The sequence below is a fragment of the Staphylococcus massiliensis genome (assembly GCF_043186315.1).
GTDB classification, from domain to species: Bacteria; Bacillota; Bacilli; order Staphylococcales; family Staphylococcaceae; genus Staphylococcus; species Staphylococcus massiliensis.
This window is the reverse complement of the sequence record NZ_CP171119.1, coordinates 1,207,610-1,226,173: the sequence shown is the minus strand read 5'-3', so window position 1 is coordinate 1,226,173 and position 18,564 is coordinate 1,207,610. Positions and strand designations below refer to the sequence as shown.

The window sequence follows — 18,564 nt, the reverse complement described above, 5'->3', positions numbered from 1 at the left end:
AATATAATAGTGTTGAGGTGGCATATATATGTATAAAGAAGCAAAAGCTTTCATTAAAGAAATGTATAACGAACGTGGCTTTTCAAAACAAGATATCAAATCGCGTCTTAAAGCGATTAAGAAAGAAATTCGTAAGGCTGGTACGTACACGCATACTAAGGAAGAATTGACGTACGGGGCGCAAATGGCTTGGCGTCATTCGAATCGCTGTATCGGACGCTTCTTCTGGTCAACGCTCGAAGTTGCCGATCACCGTGATGTTCAAACAGAGGACGCGTTTATCAAAGCCATCGAATCACATATCGTGAACGCTACAAACAATGGTCGCATCAAGCCTTATATTTCAGTCTTCTCACACACGCAACCACCTAAAATTCATAACAACCAATTAATTCGTTATGCAGGCTATGAGGATTGCGGGGATCCTATGGAGAGAGACGTTACCCAACTTGCAGAACAGCTTGGGTGGCAAGGACAGCACACGGACTTTGACGTCTTACCGCTCATCTATCAAGTGCCAAACGGTGACCTGCATTATCATGAATTTGATTCGTCTATTATTAAAGAGGTACCGATTACGCATCAACGTTTCGAGAAAGTGAGTCAACTTAATCTCAAGTGGTATGCGGTCCCAATCATTTCGAACATGGATCTTAAGATTGGCGGCATCACGTACCCTACCGCACCTTTCAATGGTTGGTACATGGTTAACGATATTGCGGTCCGTAACTTTACCGATACGTATCGTTACAACCTGATGGAAAAAGTTGCGCACGCAATGGAATTTGATACACTTAAAAATAATACATTTAATAAAGACCGTGTGTTAGTCGAACTCAATGATGCCGTGTATTATTCCTTCAAACAAGCTGGCGTATCGATAGTTGATCATCATACCGCTTCGAAACAGTTTGAACGATTTGAAGATCATGAACATCAAGCAGGCCGTAAAGTGACAGGTAAATGGTCATGGCTCATTCCTTCTTTATCACCATCACTTGTTTCGAACTATCATCATGGTTATTCAAATGAAATGCGTGACCCTAACTTCCATTATAAAAAGCCCTCTAAGAAAAGTCGTTGCCCATTTCATTCATAAAGGAGTAACATCATGAATATTTATTACTTAGGTCCTAAAGGTACGTTTTCATACCTAGCCTGCCAAAAATATATGAAACAAACAGACGTTTCGAGTACGTTGTCACCTAAGACGAATCTTTATGAAGTGATTAAAGCTACAAAACACGATTCGAATAGTATTGCGATTGTCCCGATTGAAAATTCGATTGAAGGTACGATTAACCTTGTGATAGACCGCATTACTGAAGAGGCTTTATATGTTTACGATGAAATTCATCTAGATATTCAATTTGCCTTGTATGGTAGAAAAGGCGCAACGTTGAACCAAATCAAGCACGTTTATTCCATTGCACCGGCAATTAGCCAAACCCAACATTTTATACATGAACATCAACTTTCATATGATTATGTAAATAGTACGGTTCAAGGTTTAGACTTGGTATCTGATACAGTTGGTGCCATTGCCCCACTTGGTAGTGGTGAAAGTATGGGATTAGAACCCCTTGCGAAACATATAGAAGATTATCCACATAATGTAACGCGCTTTTTAGTTATCGGTAACAAAGCGAAACATGTCGAAGCAGCGACGGATACGATTTTACTTGTGACGCCAAAGCAAGATAAACCTGGCCTACTCGCAAGCATATTAAACACATTTACATTATTTAATATCAACCTGTCTTGGATAGAGTCTCGTCCGCAAAAGACAGAACTTGGCATGTACCATTTCTATGTACAGGCTAAAACACCTGTTAACGACGAACTACGAAAAGTCATTACCATTCTAGAAACACTTGATTATCAAGTTAAATTAATAGGATCGTTCCAAAATCATAATTAAATTAAGCGAGGCTAGTTGGCAATTACGCCATCTAGCCTCGCTTTTTAAAAATCTATTTAAGTGGTAATGGTTTCATGATATCAATGCCAAGAACTGGCGGTAAGATAAAGTAAACGACAAGTACTAATAAAACGGCACTAATTAAGTTTAACCAAAAACCTGTAGTCGCCATTTCTTTAATGGAAAGCTTTCCTGTACCAAAGGCAATCGCATTAGGCGACGTACCTACAGGCAGCATAAAAGCACAATTTGAAGCCATAGCGGCAGGTACCATAAGTAATAGCGGATGCACGTTGATCGCTACAGAAAGAGTAGCTAGTATTGGTAATATCATTGTAGCTGTCGCAGTATTTGATGTAATTTCAGTTAAGAATAAGACAAACACCGCAATTACGATTACGATAATTAACGGACTAACGCCATTTAACAATGACAATTGCTCACCTAACCACTTAGCAAGTCCACTTTCTTGGATGCCTTTTGCTAAAGCGAGACCCCCACCAAAGAGGATCAATACGCCCCAAGGTAGATCTTTCGCAATGCTCCAGTCAACAATTCTCGTATGCTTGGATTTATTTTTAGCAGGAATTAAGAATAGTAGAATAGCGATAAACATCGCGATAGTTCCATCAGCAACTTGACTCGTTACACTCCAATTCTTAAGTAAAAATTCTCTTGAAATCCAAAGTAAACTCGCTAAGATGAAGACCGCTTGAACAACCTTCTCTTCGTATTGCATTTGACCTAACTCATGAAGTTTATCTTGAATAATTTTCTTACCACCTGGTAAGTCCTTCATATCATGTTTATACGCAACATGTTTTAAATACAACCAAGCTAACGTTAATAACACGATAACGGTAGGAATACCAATGATCATCCATCTTGCAAAGCTAAGCTCTTCACCAAATGATGCATGGTATTGACCTTTTAAAATAATAAGAGGTGGCGTCCCTATTAAAGTACCAAGGCCTCCTATTGTCCCTGCGTAACCAATCGCAAGTACTAAAGCACGTTCGAATTTACTCAAGGACTTTTCATGAACGCTATCATCCTTCAGTGCACGCGCCTCTTTAATTATCGCGAGACCAATTGGAATCATGATCATAACTGCAGCAGTGTTAGAGACGAACATAGACAGAAAACCTGTCGCGAACATGAAGCCTAATAAAATTCTTCCTGTACTCGTCCCTATCGCATTAATGATGTTTAGTGCGACACGTGTATGCAAATTCCATCTTTCCATCGCAATCGCTAGAATGAAGCCACCTAAGAATAAAAAGATAATGTCATTACCATACTGACTTGCGACGACTTTCGAGTCCATCACATGTCCAAGTGGTAATAAAACAATTGGTAACAAACTTGTTGCGGCAATCGGAATGGCTTCCGTAATCCACCAAGATGCAATCCAAGCCGTTATCGCAAGCACAAAGACCCCTTGTGATGATAGTCCTTCAGGTTTGAACAGCGTCAGAATTAACGTGAATAAGATTGGCCCGAGTAACAACCCAATCAGTTGCGCCTTCGTATAAGACGGTTTATCATCATGCTGCTTTGAAAAGAACGTGAGATATGCGTGGCGTCCCAATTTCTCATTCCCCATTTAAGTTCCCCCTTAAATAAATAAACGAAATATTAAGAAAATTATACCACATTACATATCTCTGTTGAATATGACAAAAATTAAAATTTATATCATTTGGTCACTTCTAAATGGTTCATCGTTTACATGAATATCTTTAGTATATGACTGTTTGAGATTTTGAATATGACGGTTCCCTACCACGTAACCGGTATCGACATTAGCTAACGTGATGTTGCCGTTTTCAGCATCGAATTGATTATTAACAATATACACTTCTTTATGATAGGCATCTAAGTAACTGCGACAATGTATCGCATCATGCACCATAGGACCTTCGAAGCGATTATTTTCAAACCAAGCAAAATAACCCGCTTCAGCACCTCTATCGACATTATTACCATCAAACGCATTCTTACCAGTCTTAACACCTAAATAACGAATACCGCCTTTGCAATTTAAAAACGTATTATCTGAGATAACTAAATGGTCGCATTTGAGTGGCGTGACACCAAATTCACCTATCTCTTCAAACGTATTATGGCGTATAAAGATATTCTCGTAGAATTTTTGATGACGACTCGCATGAGACCCGATACCGCGATTCCAAGCTTTGAAATCCTTGTTCGTTGAAGGACCAAAGTAATTATGTTCAATCACGACATTCTTCGTAATCGTGTGATCGTTCACACCAAATTTTGGGAAAGCACCTGGGACATGTAAGTCGAGTTGCACCGCTTCTGAAAAGCCACGTTTACCCGTAACGTCTTTAAAACCTAAAAAACGACATCCTGAGATATGTAAGCCATCAATACCACACGCATCAATCGCATGCCCACCTACAACATCTTTAAAGGTAACGCCTTTAATCGTAATATGTCGCGTGTGTCCGATACTCATCGCTGTATTATTGTATGGAAAAACGTCCCCATTCATATCAAATGTACCGCCTTCAATGTGAATATTACCGTTACCGTCATGACCATAATATTTCTTCTTACTAGATCCATTTTTAAGTAACGCATCTTTACTACATCTAAGAAGCGTCGCATTATCATGAAGTATCATCGTAGCACCTTCGTAAATCTTAACCGCATGTCCAATATGATACGTACCTTCTGGTATATAAAGTGTGACGTGCGGATGTTTCTTTATGTATTTAAGTGCCTTTTGAAGACCAATCGTATCCTTACGTTTATGATGGCCTACCATTCCGAATGCACGACCGTTGATATGCATAAATCAAACCTCCATCAATCAAATATGTTTCGTGTTATATTAAGAGTATACCCCAATCGTTTAGGAGGAAATGTTTATGTCACAAAAAGCATTAATTGTTGTTGATTACTCTAACGACTTTATCGCTGATGATGGTAAATTGACATGTGGTGTAGCTGGTCAAGCCATTGAACCTTTTATTTTAGAACGCCTGAATGTTTTCAATGATGCGAAGGACCACATATTTTTTATGATGGATTTACACAACGAGAATGACCCTTATCATCCAGAGACCAAGTTATTTCCACCTCATAATTTAAAAGACACAACAGGCCGTGAGCTTTTCGGTCGAGTTAAGGACTTTTACGATGCACACGAAGACGACCAAAACGTGCATTACATCGATAAAACACGCTATGATTCATTCTATGGTACGAATCTTGATAGTTTATTACGTGAACGTGGCATCACTGAAATCGAAATTGTTGGCGTATGTACAGATATTTGCGTCTTACACACTGCAGTAAGCGCCTATAACCTCAATTATAAAATGCGTATTCCTAAAAATGGTGTCGCATCATTTGATCTAACTGGGCATGAATGGGCGCTACAACATTTTAAAAATAGTATGGGCGCTCAAGTGGATTAACGCTTTCATATCGTGATAAAATAGAATTAAAACACAATGACAATAAGGAGTATCAATCATGGCAAAAACTTTTATCTTTGGACATCAAAACCCAGATACTGATGCGATTTCATCAGCTATTATTATGACTGACTTTGAACAATCTTTAGGTAACAAAGAAGCTAAAGCTTACCGTTTAGGTGAAGTTGGCCCTGAAACACAATACGCTTTAGATTATTTTAAAGTAGATGCACCAGAACTTTTAAATGAAGATTTAACAGACCAAGAGGTTATCTTAGTTGACCATAATGAATTCCAACAAAGTGCTGAAACAATCGAAAAAGCAAACATTAAGCATGTTGTAGACCACCACAGAATCGCTAACTTTGAAACAAGTGCGCCATTATACTACCGTGCTGAACCTGTAGGCTGTACAGCTACAATCTTATATAAAATGTATCGCGAAGAAGATGTAGAAATTAAACCTGAAATCGCTGGTTTAATGGTTTCTGCAATTATTTCAGATAGCTTATTATTCAAATCACCTACTTGCACAAAAGAAGATAAAGAAGCATGTGAAGCGTTAGCTATAATTGCTGACGTAGACTTAGAACAATATGGTTTAGAAATGCTTAAAGCTGGTGCTTCAACTACAGATAAATCAGCTGAAGAATTACTAGACATGGACGCTAAGTCATTCAACATGGGTGACTATGTTACTCGTATCGGTCAAGTAAACACTGTAGATATCGATGAAGTATTCGACCGTCAAGACGAGCTTGAAAAAGCAATGCTTAAAGCAAGCGCTGAAGAAAAATATGACATCTTCATCTTATTAGTTACAGATATCATTAACAGTAACTCAAAAGTATTAGTTGTCGGTTCTGAAAAAGACAAAGTCGCTAAAGCCTTCAATGTGAGCTTAGAAAACGATACAGCATTCTTAGAAGGTGTCGTTTCTCGTAAGAAACAAGTTGTACCACCTGTTACGGATGCATTAACAGAAGAGGCTTAATCTTTTAGCGATACGTAAGGAGGCATTCCGATGAGTATTGAAGTTAAAGAAGGTCACAATAAATTTTATGTAGGTGACGAGTCAAACCCTACAGCAGAAATAACGTACGTTCCTTTAAACGACGAAGTTTGGGAAGCAGACCACACTTTTGTTGATGAATCACTTCGTGGACAAGGTGTTGCAGGTCAACTTTTCGATCACTTAATTGAAAAGGCCAAAAAAGAGGACGTTAAAATTAAACCTTCATGTAGTTATGTCGATTTAAAATTTAAGAAGGACCCAAGTCTTCAAGATTTACGTTACGAATCTTAGAGATTGTCAAAAATTGTTTATGACTCTATCCGACTTGGGTATGAGAAAAGTATCAATTGACTATTTTGCTATTGGGGAGATACATGTTTACATGTCTCCCCTTTTTTTAATAAGGAGGGCTAATTCATGACCCCTATTGAAAATGATTTCGACAATTTGAAAGCTTATTTTCAAACAGACGAAACAAAGGGTATTAAATTTAGAAAGAAGAAATTAAAGCAACTCGCTAAGTCGATTAAAGCGCATGAACGCGATTTATTAGATGCGCTTCAAACTGACTTAGGTAAGAACAAAGTCGAAGCATTCGCAGCAGAAATTGGTTTCACATTGCATAACCTTCGTCACATACGTAAAGAGTTACCGCAATGGGCGAAAACAAAGCAGGTTAACACGCCTGTATACTTATTCCCTGTTAAAAGTTACATCTATAAAGAACCACTTGGTACAATCGGTATCTTCTCACCATTTAATTATCCCGTTCAGTTAACATTCGAGCCATTAATTGGCGCGATTGCTGCAGGTAACACGGCGATGGTGAAGCCGTCAGAATTAACACCTAATGTCGCGAACGTCATTAAAGAAATAATTGAAGAAACGTTCGAACCTAACTACGTAAAAGTTGTATTAGGCGACGGTGAAGTTGCCGCACAAATGTCTCAGTTACCTTTCGATCATATCTTTTTCACCGGGAGCCAAGACATTGGTCGTAAAGTATATGAAGCAGCAAGCCGTAACTTAACGCCTGTAACGCTCGAGCTTGGTGGTAAGTCACCTGTAATCGTGGATGAAACCGCGAATATCAAAGTCGCAAGTGAACGTATTTGCTTCGGTAAATTCGTAAATGCCGGTCAGACGTGTGTAGCGCCCGACTATGTGCTTGTGCAACGTAACGTTAAAGATGACTTAATTAAAGCAATCCGTTCAACGATTAATGAATTCTATGGTAAACACATTGCGACGAACAAGGACTACGGGCGTATCGTGAACGATCGTCATTTTATGCGCCTAAATCAATTACTTGAAGCTCATCGTGACAAGATTATTCTTGGTGGCGATACGAATCGAGACGACCGTTTCATCGAACCAACAGTACTTGATCACGTAACTAACGAAGACGAAGTAATGGCGTCTGAAATCTTCGGACCAATACTGCCTTTAGTCACATATGACGAACTCGATGAAGCAATTCAATTCGTTAAGTCTAAAGATAAGCCGCTCGCGCTATACTTGTTCAGCGAAGATGAAAACGCTACGAACCGCGTACTCAAAGAACTCTCATTCGGCGGCGGCGCAATTAACGACACCTTACTTCACCTAGCCAATCACAACCTTCCATTTGGCGGCGTTGGTGGCTCAGGATTCGGCCGCTATCACGGTAAATACACATTTGATACCTTTACACACGAGAAATCCTACATATTCAAGACAACACGACTCGACTCAGGATTACTATTTCCACCATACAAAGGCAAATTTTCTTATATCAAACGATTCTTAAAGAAGTAATATCGCGGTTCATAAAGCTGTAAGAGCGGTGTCACCGGCATCGGTTTTACAGCTTTTTTTGGTTCGTGTCGGCAGTCGTTTTAGATTCGGTACGTCGTGCTATCGGTAACCGTTATCAAACTTGTTTATATAGCTTTATTATTTCGACCCATTACCGGTTCCCGTAATCATACTCTATTATATAACTTTATTATTTCGACGCATTACCGTCGCCCGTAATCATACTCTATTATATAACTTTATTATTTCAACCCGTCATGTTATCTTCTAGGAAAAGTCCTTTAAGTTGGAGTCGACTTCTTTAGCAAAGTCAGTTATCACGTTTGGATTAACGTGATAATCCTCGGCTCTTCGTTTATCAAGACTGATCAAACGTGATAATCTGAGCCACTTCGTTTATCAAGACTGAACAAACGTGAGAAACAAAGGCTCTTCGTTTATCAAGATTGATCAAACGTGTTAATCTAAGCCACTTCGTTTATCAAGACTTAGCAAACGTGATAATCTGAGCCGCTTTGTTTATCAAGACTACTCAAACGTGATAATATAAGCCACTTCGTTTATCAAGACTGAACAAACGTGATAATCTAAGCCACTTCGTTTATCAAGACTGAACAAACGTGAGAAACGGAGCCACTTCGTTTATCAAGACTGAACAAACGTGAGAAACAAAGGCTCTTCGTTTATCAAGATTGATCAAACGTGTTAATCTAAGCCACTTCGTTTATCAAGACTTAGCAAACGTGATAATCTGAGTCGCTTTGTTTATCAAGACTACTCAAACGTGATAATATAAGCCACTTCGTTTATCAAGACTGAACAAACGTGATAATCTAAGCCACTTCGTTTATCAAGACTGAACAAACGTGAGAAACGGAGCCACTTCGTTTATCAAGACTGATCTAACGTGAGAAACAGAGGCTCTTCGTTTATCAAGACTGAACAAACGTGATAATCTGAGCCACTTTGTTTATCAAGACTACGAAAACGTGATAATCTAAGCCACTTCGTTTATCAAGACTTTGCAAACGTGATAATATAAGCCACTTCGTTTATCAAGACTGAACAAACGTGATAATCTGAGCCGCTTTGTTTATCAAGACTACGAAAACGTGTAATTCAAACCGCTCCTAATTTACAAGAAATTAGAAACGTGTAATTCAAACCCCCTCAAATTTACAAGACTAAGAAAACGTGTAAACCAAACCACTCCAAATTTACAAGACTATAAAAAACGTGTAATTCAAACCCCCTCAAATTTACAAGACTACGAAAACGTGTAATTCAAACCACTTCAAATTTACAAGACTACGAAAACGTGTAAAACAAACCACTTCTAATTTACAAGACTATAAAAACGTGTAAAACTAACGGCTCTTTATTTACAAGACTGCATAAACGTGTAAACCAAACCACTTCTAATTTACAAGACTACGAAAACGTGTAAAACAAACCACTTCTAATTTACAAGACTATAAAAACGTGTAATTCAAACCACTCCAAATTTACAAGACTAAGAAAACGTGTAAAACAAACCACTCCAAATTTACAAGACTAAGAAAACGTGTAATTCAAACCACTCCAAATTTACAAGACTAAGAAAACGTGTAATTCAAACCACTCCCCCTACAACTAACAAACAATCATAACCACCTCATCTCTCCCAATAATGAAAAAAGTCTCGAGGCACTCCGCCCCGAGACTTTCCTTTTATTAAAAAAATTAATCTTGTAAAAACGTAACGCAAACGCCTTCGTTAGCTGTGTGCGTACGGTCTGTTAAAGTAAGTCGGCCTGAATCTTTGTCGCGCTTAAAAACTGTCACGACACTATCCGCTTCTTGATGCGCGACCACGATATAATCGTCAGATGGCGTAATATTGAAATCACGTGGGAATTCTCCCTCAGTCTTCACGATTTCTACAAGCTCTAAGTGGCGACCCGCTTCAAGCACTTCGTAAACCGCTATACTATCGTGACCACGGTTACTTACGTAAATAAAGTTGCCGTCATGCGACATACGAACCGCCGCTAATTTAGATTCACCTTCAAACGACTCAGGTAATGTTGAATGACGCTTAACCGCTTCAAATCGACCATCTTCGTATGTCATAACAACTACCGTGTTCGATAATTCATTTACTAAATACGCATAGTCGCCTTTACCTGAGAAGGTTAAATGACGTGGTCCGTCTCCTGCTTCAACTTCCGTAACATATTCCTCATGTAATCCTTCTTCGTCAAAGGCATACGTCACAACTCGATCCGTACCTAAATCGCAAGCTACTAAATAGTTACCATCAGGCGTCGTATCCGCATAGTGCGCATGAGCATGATCTTGACGTTCTTTCGGACCTAAGGGAAATTGATGCCATATTTCATCTACTAAACCTTCGATTTCACCTGTACGCTCGTTTAATTCATACTGTCTTAAAATGCCATTACCATAAACAGACTCGAATAAATACTTACCATCTGGTGAAATTGAAATATAACAACCTGTCCCGTCTTTAGAGGCAAGACAATCATTTAAATACGTTAAAGATGCATCTGCCTCTATTTTAAAAGCAGCGATACCGCAATCTTCGCCTAATTTCGTAATCGCATATAACGTTTCATTGTTATGTGCAAGGTATGTAGAAGCTTCGATTTCGTAACCAACGTCTATGCGATTAATCTTACCTTTAGCTTCATCTAATGAAAATTGGTAGATACCTTTACCTTCTTTCTTCGTGTAACCACCAATAAAACCTTTCGTAGTCATAAGCGTCCTCCTCAAAATAATCGTATACCTATCATATTAAATTTTAGGACAGAAACACAATAGTTATGATGTCGAAACATGGATACGACCTTGTTTAACGCGCCAAGTTAATTGATCCATCGTTAAACCTTGTATCCCCTCGAAGTACTTAGGTCCCACTGTCTGAATCATCGTTTCAGAACATAGCGGCCCAAAGCAATATGTACGTTTAGGATCAAATCTTTCGTTGCGGTATAGCCTCTTTAATAATCGGCTAAATCCTAGTGGACGTCCCATCACAATCCACACGTCAGGATCATACTGAACAAAAGATTTTTCAAATTTCTTCATAGATGTACTGTTTTCTTTCCATTTCACAATGTGAACCACACTTCCTTGAAAATCCTTGTCATTTAAAACATTTTCAAAAAGATGTTTAAACTGCTCTGCTTTTTCTAATAAAACAGGATCATCTGAAACGCCAATCGTGATATTTCGTATAAACGGGTAAGTTTCTTGAAGCTCTTGAACTAAGCAATAAATATCCGTCATCATTGGCACATCATTCGGTTTGTTACGATTTAAATCATTTAAAGTAACAACCTCATCTTGATTCAAACGATACGATAAAAGTGCATTGTCATTGTGATACAATCAAAAATCACCTATCCCCTTGTTTATTTTTAATCCCAATGGAAAAGCCCAACAGCAAAATAAAAACGAACACTAAGAAGTGTTCGTCCTCATTTAGGCATTATTTGATTCAATTTCTGCCACAATTTTTTTAGTTTTATTTTCGATATCTTCAAAGTCTTTTTTGAAGATATATGCAAATACAACTGCTAAACCAGCTACTACTACAGATGTGATTGCAATAAAGCTTAAAATAAATGTTAATAGTCCTTTAATAAACTTGCACATGTTATCATTCACCTCAAATAGTTATAGTATACTTTATTATTATAATAGCATACTCTTTCAATACATTAAATCTATACCCTTTATTCATGTTTTTCATTCACCTATATATGGATTTCTGTTATAATGTGGTAAATTATAACTAATAATAGACTTTTATAATTAAAGAGAGGTTTTTATTGTGCCATATATATCATTTCTAAATGCTTGGCAACAAAACAACATTGATAAAGTAGATGATATGTTAGCTTCTGACGTTGTGTGTTATAAAATGGATAAGTCAAGAAAGAGTCAAATTTTGTCTAGAGAAGAACTCTTAGACCTATTTAAAACACGATTGGAAGAAGTTGAAAAAAGTGATTTGAGTTGGAGTTTCGATGTCATTCACAGAGCACGACTAGAAAATGAACAGCTAATCTTGTTTTATGTCTATGCAAATGATTTTACAGATCATCAAAAAAGACATTAATCACATGTACATTTAACTCTGAACAAAGCGCTGAACATCACAAAATTACATCTATCTACATTACTCAAAATGTTGAAGACATTTACGGAACACACTAAAAAATAAGCAAAGACAATAGTAACTGCACTATATGTCCTTGCTTATTTTCGTTTAAAATGATTATAGTAAATGTCCATGATTATTAGCTATACCACCATAAAATAATTTCTCTTTCAGCTGTGTTCCATGCATCTTGAAACATAGTAATCACCTCTTCCAAAATAGATTATCTCATCGTAAGTTAGTTTTATTTCGTTACATTCTAATTATATAATTTTTAAAAGTGCAAAGTCTATTAACTTAGTGTTACAAATTATTAAGATAACATTTTAGATGTAACTATTATTTAAGAAAGGATTACAAATCATGCAGAATGTTAAAGTCGATATCCAAACCCATCGTGGCTCGCATTATGATCTAGGTGTTGAGACAGCTAAATGGATGGAGCAAACTCGAATGTTACGTAACCGTGAAAAGGAATGGAAGAAACGTAACCCACGTTTCGATATAGATATTAATGAAACTTTTGATATATACCAACACTTTGCACCTCAAATATGGGAGGAAATCATGGCACTACGTGATGTGCTAAATATACCTACTAAACAAGCGATATTAAACTTCGCGCACTATCGTTTCACTGATTTAAAGGATAGCGGCTGTACAGTTTATGTAGGCGATGATTACCTTGTTCGTAATTATGACTACCACCCTGCCACATACGATGGTCGTTATTTGCTTTTCCAACCGAACGATGGTGGATATGCACAAATAGGTCCCATTTCAAGAATTACAGGACGCATGGACGGTATGAACGAACATGGTCTTGTAATGGCTTATAATTTCATGCATCGTAAAAAGCCACAGAACGGATTCGTGTGTTATATGATAGGTCGCTTAATCTTAGAGTTATGTAAAGATGTTAATGAAGTAATTGCTTTTCTCAAAACGTTACCACACCGCAGTTCATTCAGCTATATCGTTCAAGATAAACAACTCAATCACGCAATTGTAGAAGTCACGCCTAGAGGTGTAGAAGTTAGAAACCATCAAACGTGTACCAATCACTTTGAAATTTTAACCCATGAAAACCGTAACTATACGAAAGAATCTAAAGAGCGCCTGGCTCAATTACACGAACATTTAAAGGAACCACATCAACAATTCAATGTATATCGCATGTTTAATGATCCTAAGTACAATCTATATAGTAAACTTTTTAAGAGCTGGTCAGGTACGATTCATACGTCTATGTACGAACCAACTCGTTTGAAAGCATGGTTTGGACTTGGTGAAAACAGCACACCAACCTCAATCGACTTCAAGTCTTGGCTTAATGGACATCCTTTAACAATCGATCATTTCGAAGGTGTTATCGAGACTGACATCACCTTTGCTTCCCATTAAAAAAGCCCAGTGGCTAAAGCTTTGTTTGTTAGCTTTAACTACTGGGTTTCTTAGATTAATAGAGTTTAATATCACCATCGTGCGTATAGAATTCTAAGATATGTTTCGAGTATTTATCATCGCGTTTACGTAATGCCTCATTCTTAATATACGTTTTACCATTTTCAGGACTTAATTTAAGTTTGACGGATTTAGGTAGTCGATCATATGAGTAATAAATATTACCTCTTTTAGAGGAAGCTTTAACGGAAGTATCAGGGTGCATTTTATTTAATCTCAGTGGTCCTGAATTAATTACTACGATTCCACTTTGAATTAGCGAATTTGTTACATTAATTTCACCTGCATCGATATTTAACGATGTATCCTTCATATGACTATCATCAAGTTTTAAAGCACTACGTTTACCTTTGATGTCTGCTGAATCACAATTTAAGTGACTTAAGTCTAGTTTACCTGTACCACTATTCCATATAGTCAATGATTTGCTTGATGCGCCATCTACTACAACTTCACCTGTAGCAGTAGATAAATCAATTTCTTTTAATTTTTTTGGTGGTACTGTAATAGTTAAATGTTTATGTCTCGCATCAAAAGGATTAAAGTTCGCACGTCCTTTAAGCTTTTGTTCTTCATCATTTAACTTAAACGTACCATTTTTGGTTGAAATTTCAGGTTCAATACTACCTTGATATTTAAATTTAAAGCGTTTCCCTTTTTTCAAATGAATAGAAACATTGTTAGAATCGACTTCGATTTTATTGAACTTATCGGGGTCATACGTCTCACTGTATTTAACAACATCTTTATTTGGTTTATCAATTAAAAACCAGGAAAGTGTTCCTAATGCAAAGAAAGTCACGAACATGCCAATCCCGAATAAGAGTAATTTCTTCATGAGGATCTACTCCCTCTGATCATCTTAATATTCCATCTTAAATACTTTAGCGTTAAGCCATAAATGACATCGAATACTTTTAGCACAAGCACCATAAATACGATGCCTAAACCGCATAAAGATAAGCTAAATAAAATGTTAGAAAGTAACCCAAATGTTACACCAGAAAGAAATATATTAATGACAAGAATCGCAGGACTGAGTAACAAAACCAAAGAAATTAGTAATATTAGTACCATAAAAATTATCACGAAAAACATCGGAACGACGACGAAACATAAAGTAAACAAACTAATACCTAGTGTAGCGATTACTGCCTTCATAATATTTCGAGCTGTAGGGACATCTTCTGCATTATGAATGGTATGTTTGGCATAAGCGCGTTTAGCTACAAGCTTAGGTTTATCTAATTCCTTTAAGATCGCCGATTCACTTAATCCTTCTTGCTCTTTTTCATAGAAAAATTGTTCATAAGAAAACATGATATTATCTTGTTTATCTCGTGGCAGACGTTTTAAATGGTTCTCAAGTTCTGTTAAATATGTAATTTTATTCATTAACGCGCTCACCACCTTATCTTATAATGATTAATCCATGTCTATAGAATTGATTCTATCTTTTATTCATTAGTTATTTACGTTATAAGTTTAATTTTAAACATAAAATTAAATAACACAAGTATACAAATTAACTTACAATCGTTTATATCATTTTATAATCACTTTTTACCCGTTTTCTAAAGATACGTTGCATGAAATTTAAGTAAAGTCCGCGTAAATTACCTATACCTATTACTATATAGCCTACTCATCGAAATAAAAATACGTAAAATCAACTTTTAAACGATACTTAATGTTTTAGTAATTTAAAAACATGTTAATGTAATTAGTGTCACTTTAATTACATTTTCTATTTTATCCTAAAATAAATCAACAAGCATGAATTCGTCAAAGTATTTAAAATTTTCTTTCAATTTAATTTATTGATATAATATGAATAATACATTTAGGAGGTAATCGACATGGCTAAATTAGAACATTATTTCGAACAAGCGCAACCGCTTGATCAATATATTAACAATATGACAGATCACAAAGATAATTTACTATCTATTTATCAATCGCTGGAATTACCTGACCAAGATGAACGATTAGATCAAATTAAACAGGGCCCTATCGATAAAGTGCTCATGATATCTGAAGATTGGTGCGGTGACGCTATGATGAATAACGCTATTTTAAAATACATCGTAGAGCAAACTGATATCGAAGCTAAAGTGTTTAAACGTGATGATGATACTGACCTTATCGACCAATATTTAACGAATGGAAAATCTCGTTCTATCCCTATTTATATCTTCTTAAATAAACAATACGAACAAGTTGCCGTATGGGGGCCACGTGCTAAACAAGTTCAAGCATTCGTTGATAAAACTAAAGCTTCATTACCAGATCAAGAAGATCCTTCATTCCAAGATAAGAAGAAAGAAATGCTTGCCATATTTACGCAACGTTTCAAAACAGATTCAACATTTTGGAAAGACGTATACGAATCAATACTCGACAAAATAGCTAAATAGATATCATAAACAGGCTATGACATTAGCTTTGAAATCGTCTAAATAGATATGTAAAAGCCGGGCGCATTATGCTATGCGGCCCGGCATTTTTTAATTATCCTTTTTAGAAATATAAACGAGATTTAATACAAACAATACTATGATACTGCCTAAAGCAATCCATATTTGATAATCTTTAAGCTCAAATTGAGCTTGGAAGACCTTTTCAATGATGTAACTAAACGGAATGTATTTAAGTACATCTTTAATGTCATCACCGTACTCTGGAATCATCGGAATCATTTGAATCGCGATTGGCGCTATTAAAATACAAAAGATACCTAGTGTAAAGATTACGGCTGGCTTTTGTATCGCAATGTTAATGAGAAATAGTAATAAGCCATATGTTACAAATAAAAGCATATAAAGTTGGACGAAATGCCATATAACATCGTTACCTACTGGGTCGCCGTTTAACATGGATTCGATAAGTTTAACTAAACCAACGACTAATCCTGAGAAAAGTAAACCAATAATGACGATTGAAATAAATTTGCCCATGAAATACGAAATACGATTTCGAGTGCTATTTAAGAATAATTGGATGGTACCATGTGACATGTCACGTGTAATCGTCTTGATGATAAATAGTAAACCGAGTACAGCTGTAAACCAAGAAAAGATACCTAATATCGTTTTACCTTCAATCTTACCGTCCATACCATTGTAATACATCGTAATAATACCGGCGATAGGAAGTAATGTGAGTAACAGCCCAAGATATGAAAGCGGACTTCTAAAAACGCTTAATATGTCATATTTTACAAGTTGTAATGCCTTCATGCTTGTTCACCTCTCTTATTGATATTGAAGTACGTATCGCGTAGTGAGTTCTTACGCGTTTCGATACGGTTTGGAAATACATCGACTGACGCTAGGGCTTTTAACATGGGTGCTAAATCGGCCTGCTCTTGTAAGATGATTTCGCCAGTATCTTTATGAGATTGGATGACTCTAAACTTCGCTGTAAGTAATTCAAGTGATGCATTGAATTGATCGGTAGGTACATGTAGCAACGTTACAACGCTTGCCTCTTGCTCATCCATATTCACGTCTTGTACAAAGTTGCCGTCTCTTAAAAATACGGCACGATCGCAAATGAGCTCGATATCTTCTAACTTATGGCTTGAAATTAAGATCTTCATATCAAACTCTTTAACAAGCTTTTGAATGGTTTCAAGTACATCAATCGAACCATCCGGGTCCATACCGTTTGTAGGCTCGTCTAATATCAGATACTTCGGTTTGTTCATTAATGATACCGCGATCGCTAACTTCTGCTTCATACCCATCGAGTATTTTTTAACCTTCTTCTTAATATATGGCCCCATGCCAAACGCTTCTATAATACGATTGGTATAGTCCTTATCAAAGCCTTTTCCTAGAACTTTACTAAAGAATTTCAAATTATACATGCCTGATTTATTCGCATAAAGCTTAGGATGTTCGATTAAGTAACCGATATTTTCATCATCACTTGTTATAACGTCACCTTGATAATTGATAATATTTCCGTTCATTACTTTCATTAACGTTGTCTTACCGACACCGTTCTTACCGATTAAACCGACGATACGGCTGTCATCGAATTTATAATCAATCTGGTCTAAAACAGTGTTTTGATTATATGTCTTACTAACTTGTTTTAACTCCATTGAATGCCCTCCTATTATTTTGTCCTTACGATTTGAACGACGTACGTGATGACCATCGCGATAATGCTTAATATAAACGCACTCCATAGCACGGTTGGTATATGAATGAAATGCCAATTTAACATTCTTTCACATATGAAAAGCACAATTAGTGCCACGAGTGGCAAGATGAAATTCACGATAATGATAAACAAGATATATGGTATTGATAGTGTCTTTTCCTCACCAAACTTATTAAACACAAAGATTAAGGTAACCATATTTGAAAAGATAAACATCATAGGTCCATCGACTTTCACTTGATTAACGGTTACGAATGAAAGGTTGACGTTATAGTTGTTGTATAACATCAGTACGACGGCTGCATATAATGTCAAAATGATTGTGGTTAAAAAGTTAGCATTGATTAAATCTCTTCGACTTACAGGTAAACTTTGGTAGAAGGTTAAAGCGCCTCTTTTACCAAGGTTGCTTAAAGTAACAAAGCTTTGACCTGAATGAAGTAATGCGATGAGTACTAAGAGGCCGCTAATTATCATTTTTATGATGAAAGTGCTTTTAAAAAATAAATAATAAATAGGAAAGAATAACAACAGCATGGTGTATAGTAGTAACGACCATTTGCGTAATTCG

19 protein-coding genes are annotated in these 18,564 nt (G+C 36.6%); 9 read left to right on the top strand and 10 right to left on the bottom strand.

Translation table 11 applies throughout. From position 1 onward, the window contains the following. Positions 1-28 precede the first annotated feature (28 nt). Both ACF3N8_RS05885 and pheA read left to right on the top strand, forming a co-directional pair. Positions 29-1,099 (top strand): nitric oxide synthase oxygenase, encoded by a 1,071-nt coding sequence (locus tag ACF3N8_RS05885; RefSeq protein ID WP_392449760.1) that lies wholly within the window; start codon positions 29-31, stop codon positions 1,097-1,099. A 12-nt stretch (positions 1,100-1,111) separates the two neighbouring features. Next, positions 1,112-1,921 (top strand): prephenate dehydratase, encoded by an 810-nt coding sequence (pheA, locus tag ACF3N8_RS05880; protein ID WP_238094232.1) that lies wholly within the window; start codon positions 1,112-1,114, stop codon positions 1,919-1,921. A gap of 52 nt (positions 1,922-1,973) precedes the next feature. On the opposite strand, the gene ACF3N8_RS05875 is transcribed toward pheA, so the two are convergent. Next, complete coding sequence (locus ACF3N8_RS05875; RefSeq protein WP_392449759.1) at positions 1,974-3,527, bottom strand: SLC13 family permease; 1,554 nt, start codon at positions 3,525-3,527, stop codon at positions 1,974-1,976. A gap of 87 nt (positions 3,528-3,614) precedes the next feature. Next, on the bottom strand, positions 3,615-4,745 hold the full coding sequence (locus tag ACF3N8_RS05870; protein WP_009384065.1) for a hypothetical protein: 1,131 nt from the start codon (positions 4,743-4,745) through the stop codon (positions 3,615-3,617). A 76-nt stretch (positions 4,746-4,821) separates the two neighbouring features. On the opposite strand from ACF3N8_RS05870, the gene ACF3N8_RS05865 reads away from it, so the two are divergent. The 4 genes from ACF3N8_RS05865 to ACF3N8_RS05850 all read left to right on the top strand — a co-directional run bounded on the left by ACF3N8_RS05865 (position 4,822) and on the right by ACF3N8_RS05850 (position 8,185). Then, a complete protein-coding gene (locus ACF3N8_RS05865) occupies positions 4,822-5,373 on the top strand; it encodes a cysteine hydrolase family protein (protein ID WP_009384066.1) in 552 nt (183 codons plus the stop codon). Between the two features lie 58 nt (positions 5,374-5,431). Next, positions 5,432-6,367, top strand: coding sequence for a manganese-dependent inorganic pyrophosphatase (locus ACF3N8_RS05860; protein ID WP_009384067.1), 936 nt, complete (start codon positions 5,432-5,434; stop codon positions 6,365-6,367). A 30-nt stretch (positions 6,368-6,397) separates the two neighbouring features. Next, positions 6,398-6,679, top strand: coding sequence for a GNAT family N-acetyltransferase (locus ACF3N8_RS05855; protein ID WP_009384068.1), 282 nt, complete (start codon positions 6,398-6,400; stop codon positions 6,677-6,679). A gap of 126 nt (positions 6,680-6,805) precedes the next feature. Beyond that, positions 6,806-8,185, top strand: coding sequence for an aldehyde dehydrogenase (locus ACF3N8_RS05850; RefSeq protein ID WP_009384069.1), 1,380 nt, complete (start codon positions 6,806-6,808; stop codon positions 8,183-8,185). Positions 8,186-9,907: 1,722 nt separating this feature from the next. Here ACF3N8_RS05850 and ACF3N8_RS05845 read toward each other — a convergent pair. From ACF3N8_RS05845 to ACF3N8_RS05835, 3 genes are all read right to left on the bottom strand, one after another. Further along, positions 9,908-10,948, bottom strand: a complete 1,041-nt coding sequence (locus ACF3N8_RS05845; RefSeq protein WP_017176858.1) for a lactonase family protein — start codon at positions 10,946-10,948, stop codon at positions 9,908-9,910. Between the two features lie 63 nt (positions 10,949-11,011). Next, complete coding sequence (locus ACF3N8_RS05840) at positions 11,012-11,581, bottom strand: hypothetical protein (RefSeq protein ID WP_009385044.1); 570 nt, start codon at positions 11,579-11,581, stop codon at positions 11,012-11,014. Between the two features lie 93 nt (positions 11,582-11,674). Continuing rightward, positions 11,675-11,848: a hypothetical protein gene (locus ACF3N8_RS05835; RefSeq protein WP_017176857.1), complete on the bottom strand. Its 174-nt coding sequence runs from the start codon at positions 11,846-11,848 to the stop codon at positions 11,675-11,677. Between the two features lie 178 nt (positions 11,849-12,026). Between ACF3N8_RS05835 and ACF3N8_RS05830 the strand changes: the two genes are divergently transcribed. Next, positions 12,027-12,314: a hypothetical protein gene (locus ACF3N8_RS05830; RefSeq protein ID WP_009385040.1), complete on the top strand. Its 288-nt coding sequence runs from the start codon at positions 12,027-12,029 to the stop codon at positions 12,312-12,314. Positions 12,315-12,719: 405 nt separating this feature from the next. After that, positions 12,720-13,760 carry a C45 family autoproteolytic acyltransferase/hydolase gene (locus ACF3N8_RS05825; protein WP_009385038.1) on the top strand — a complete coding sequence of 347 codons (1,041 nt, stop codon included), beginning with the start codon at positions 12,720-12,722 and terminating at the stop codon, positions 13,758-13,760. A 55-nt stretch (positions 13,761-13,815) separates the two neighbouring features. On the opposite strand, the gene ACF3N8_RS05820 is transcribed toward ACF3N8_RS05825, so the two are convergent. Together ACF3N8_RS05820 and ACF3N8_RS05815 are read right to left on the bottom strand one after the other, a co-directional pair. After that, entirely contained in the window at positions 13,816-14,658 is an 843-nt protein-coding gene (locus tag ACF3N8_RS05820) for a DUF4097 family beta strand repeat-containing protein (protein ID WP_009385036.1), read from the bottom strand. After that, a complete protein-coding gene (locus ACF3N8_RS05815) occupies positions 14,655-15,215 on the bottom strand; it encodes an HAAS signaling domain-containing protein (protein WP_238102087.1) in 561 nt (186 codons plus the stop codon). The genes ACF3N8_RS05820 and ACF3N8_RS05815 overlap by 4 nt, the downstream gene beginning before the upstream one ends. Before the next feature lie 464 nt (positions 15,216-15,679). Here ACF3N8_RS05815 and ACF3N8_RS05810 point away from each other — a divergent pair, with 464 nt between their 5' ends. Next, positions 15,680-16,237 carry a thioredoxin family protein gene (locus ACF3N8_RS05810; protein WP_009385033.1) on the top strand — a complete coding sequence of 186 codons (558 nt, stop codon included), beginning with the start codon at positions 15,680-15,682 and terminating at the stop codon, positions 16,235-16,237. Positions 16,238-16,327: 90 nt separating this feature from the next. Here ACF3N8_RS05810 and pmtD read toward each other — a convergent pair whose 3' ends face one another. The 3 genes from pmtD to pmtB are packed head-to-tail and all read right to left on the bottom strand — an operon-like array spanning position 16,328 to position 18,530. Next, positions 16,328-17,059, bottom strand: a complete 732-nt coding sequence (gene pmtD / locus ACF3N8_RS05805; RefSeq protein WP_238094230.1) for a phenol-soluble modulin export ABC transporter permease subunit PmtD — start codon at positions 17,057-17,059, stop codon at positions 16,328-16,330. Further along, complete coding sequence (pmtC, locus tag ACF3N8_RS05800; protein WP_009385030.1) at positions 17,056-17,931, bottom strand: phenol-soluble modulin export ABC transporter ATP-binding protein PmtC; 876 nt, start codon at positions 17,929-17,931, stop codon at positions 17,056-17,058. Before pmtC ends, pmtD begins: the two co-directional genes overlap by 4 nt. Before the next feature lie 14 nt (positions 17,932-17,945). Continuing rightward, positions 17,946-18,530, bottom strand: coding sequence for a phenol-soluble modulin export ABC transporter permease subunit PmtB (gene pmtB, locus ACF3N8_RS05795; protein ID WP_238101035.1), 585 nt, complete (start codon positions 18,528-18,530; stop codon positions 17,946-17,948). Between the last annotated feature and the right edge of the window lie 34 nt (positions 18,531-18,564).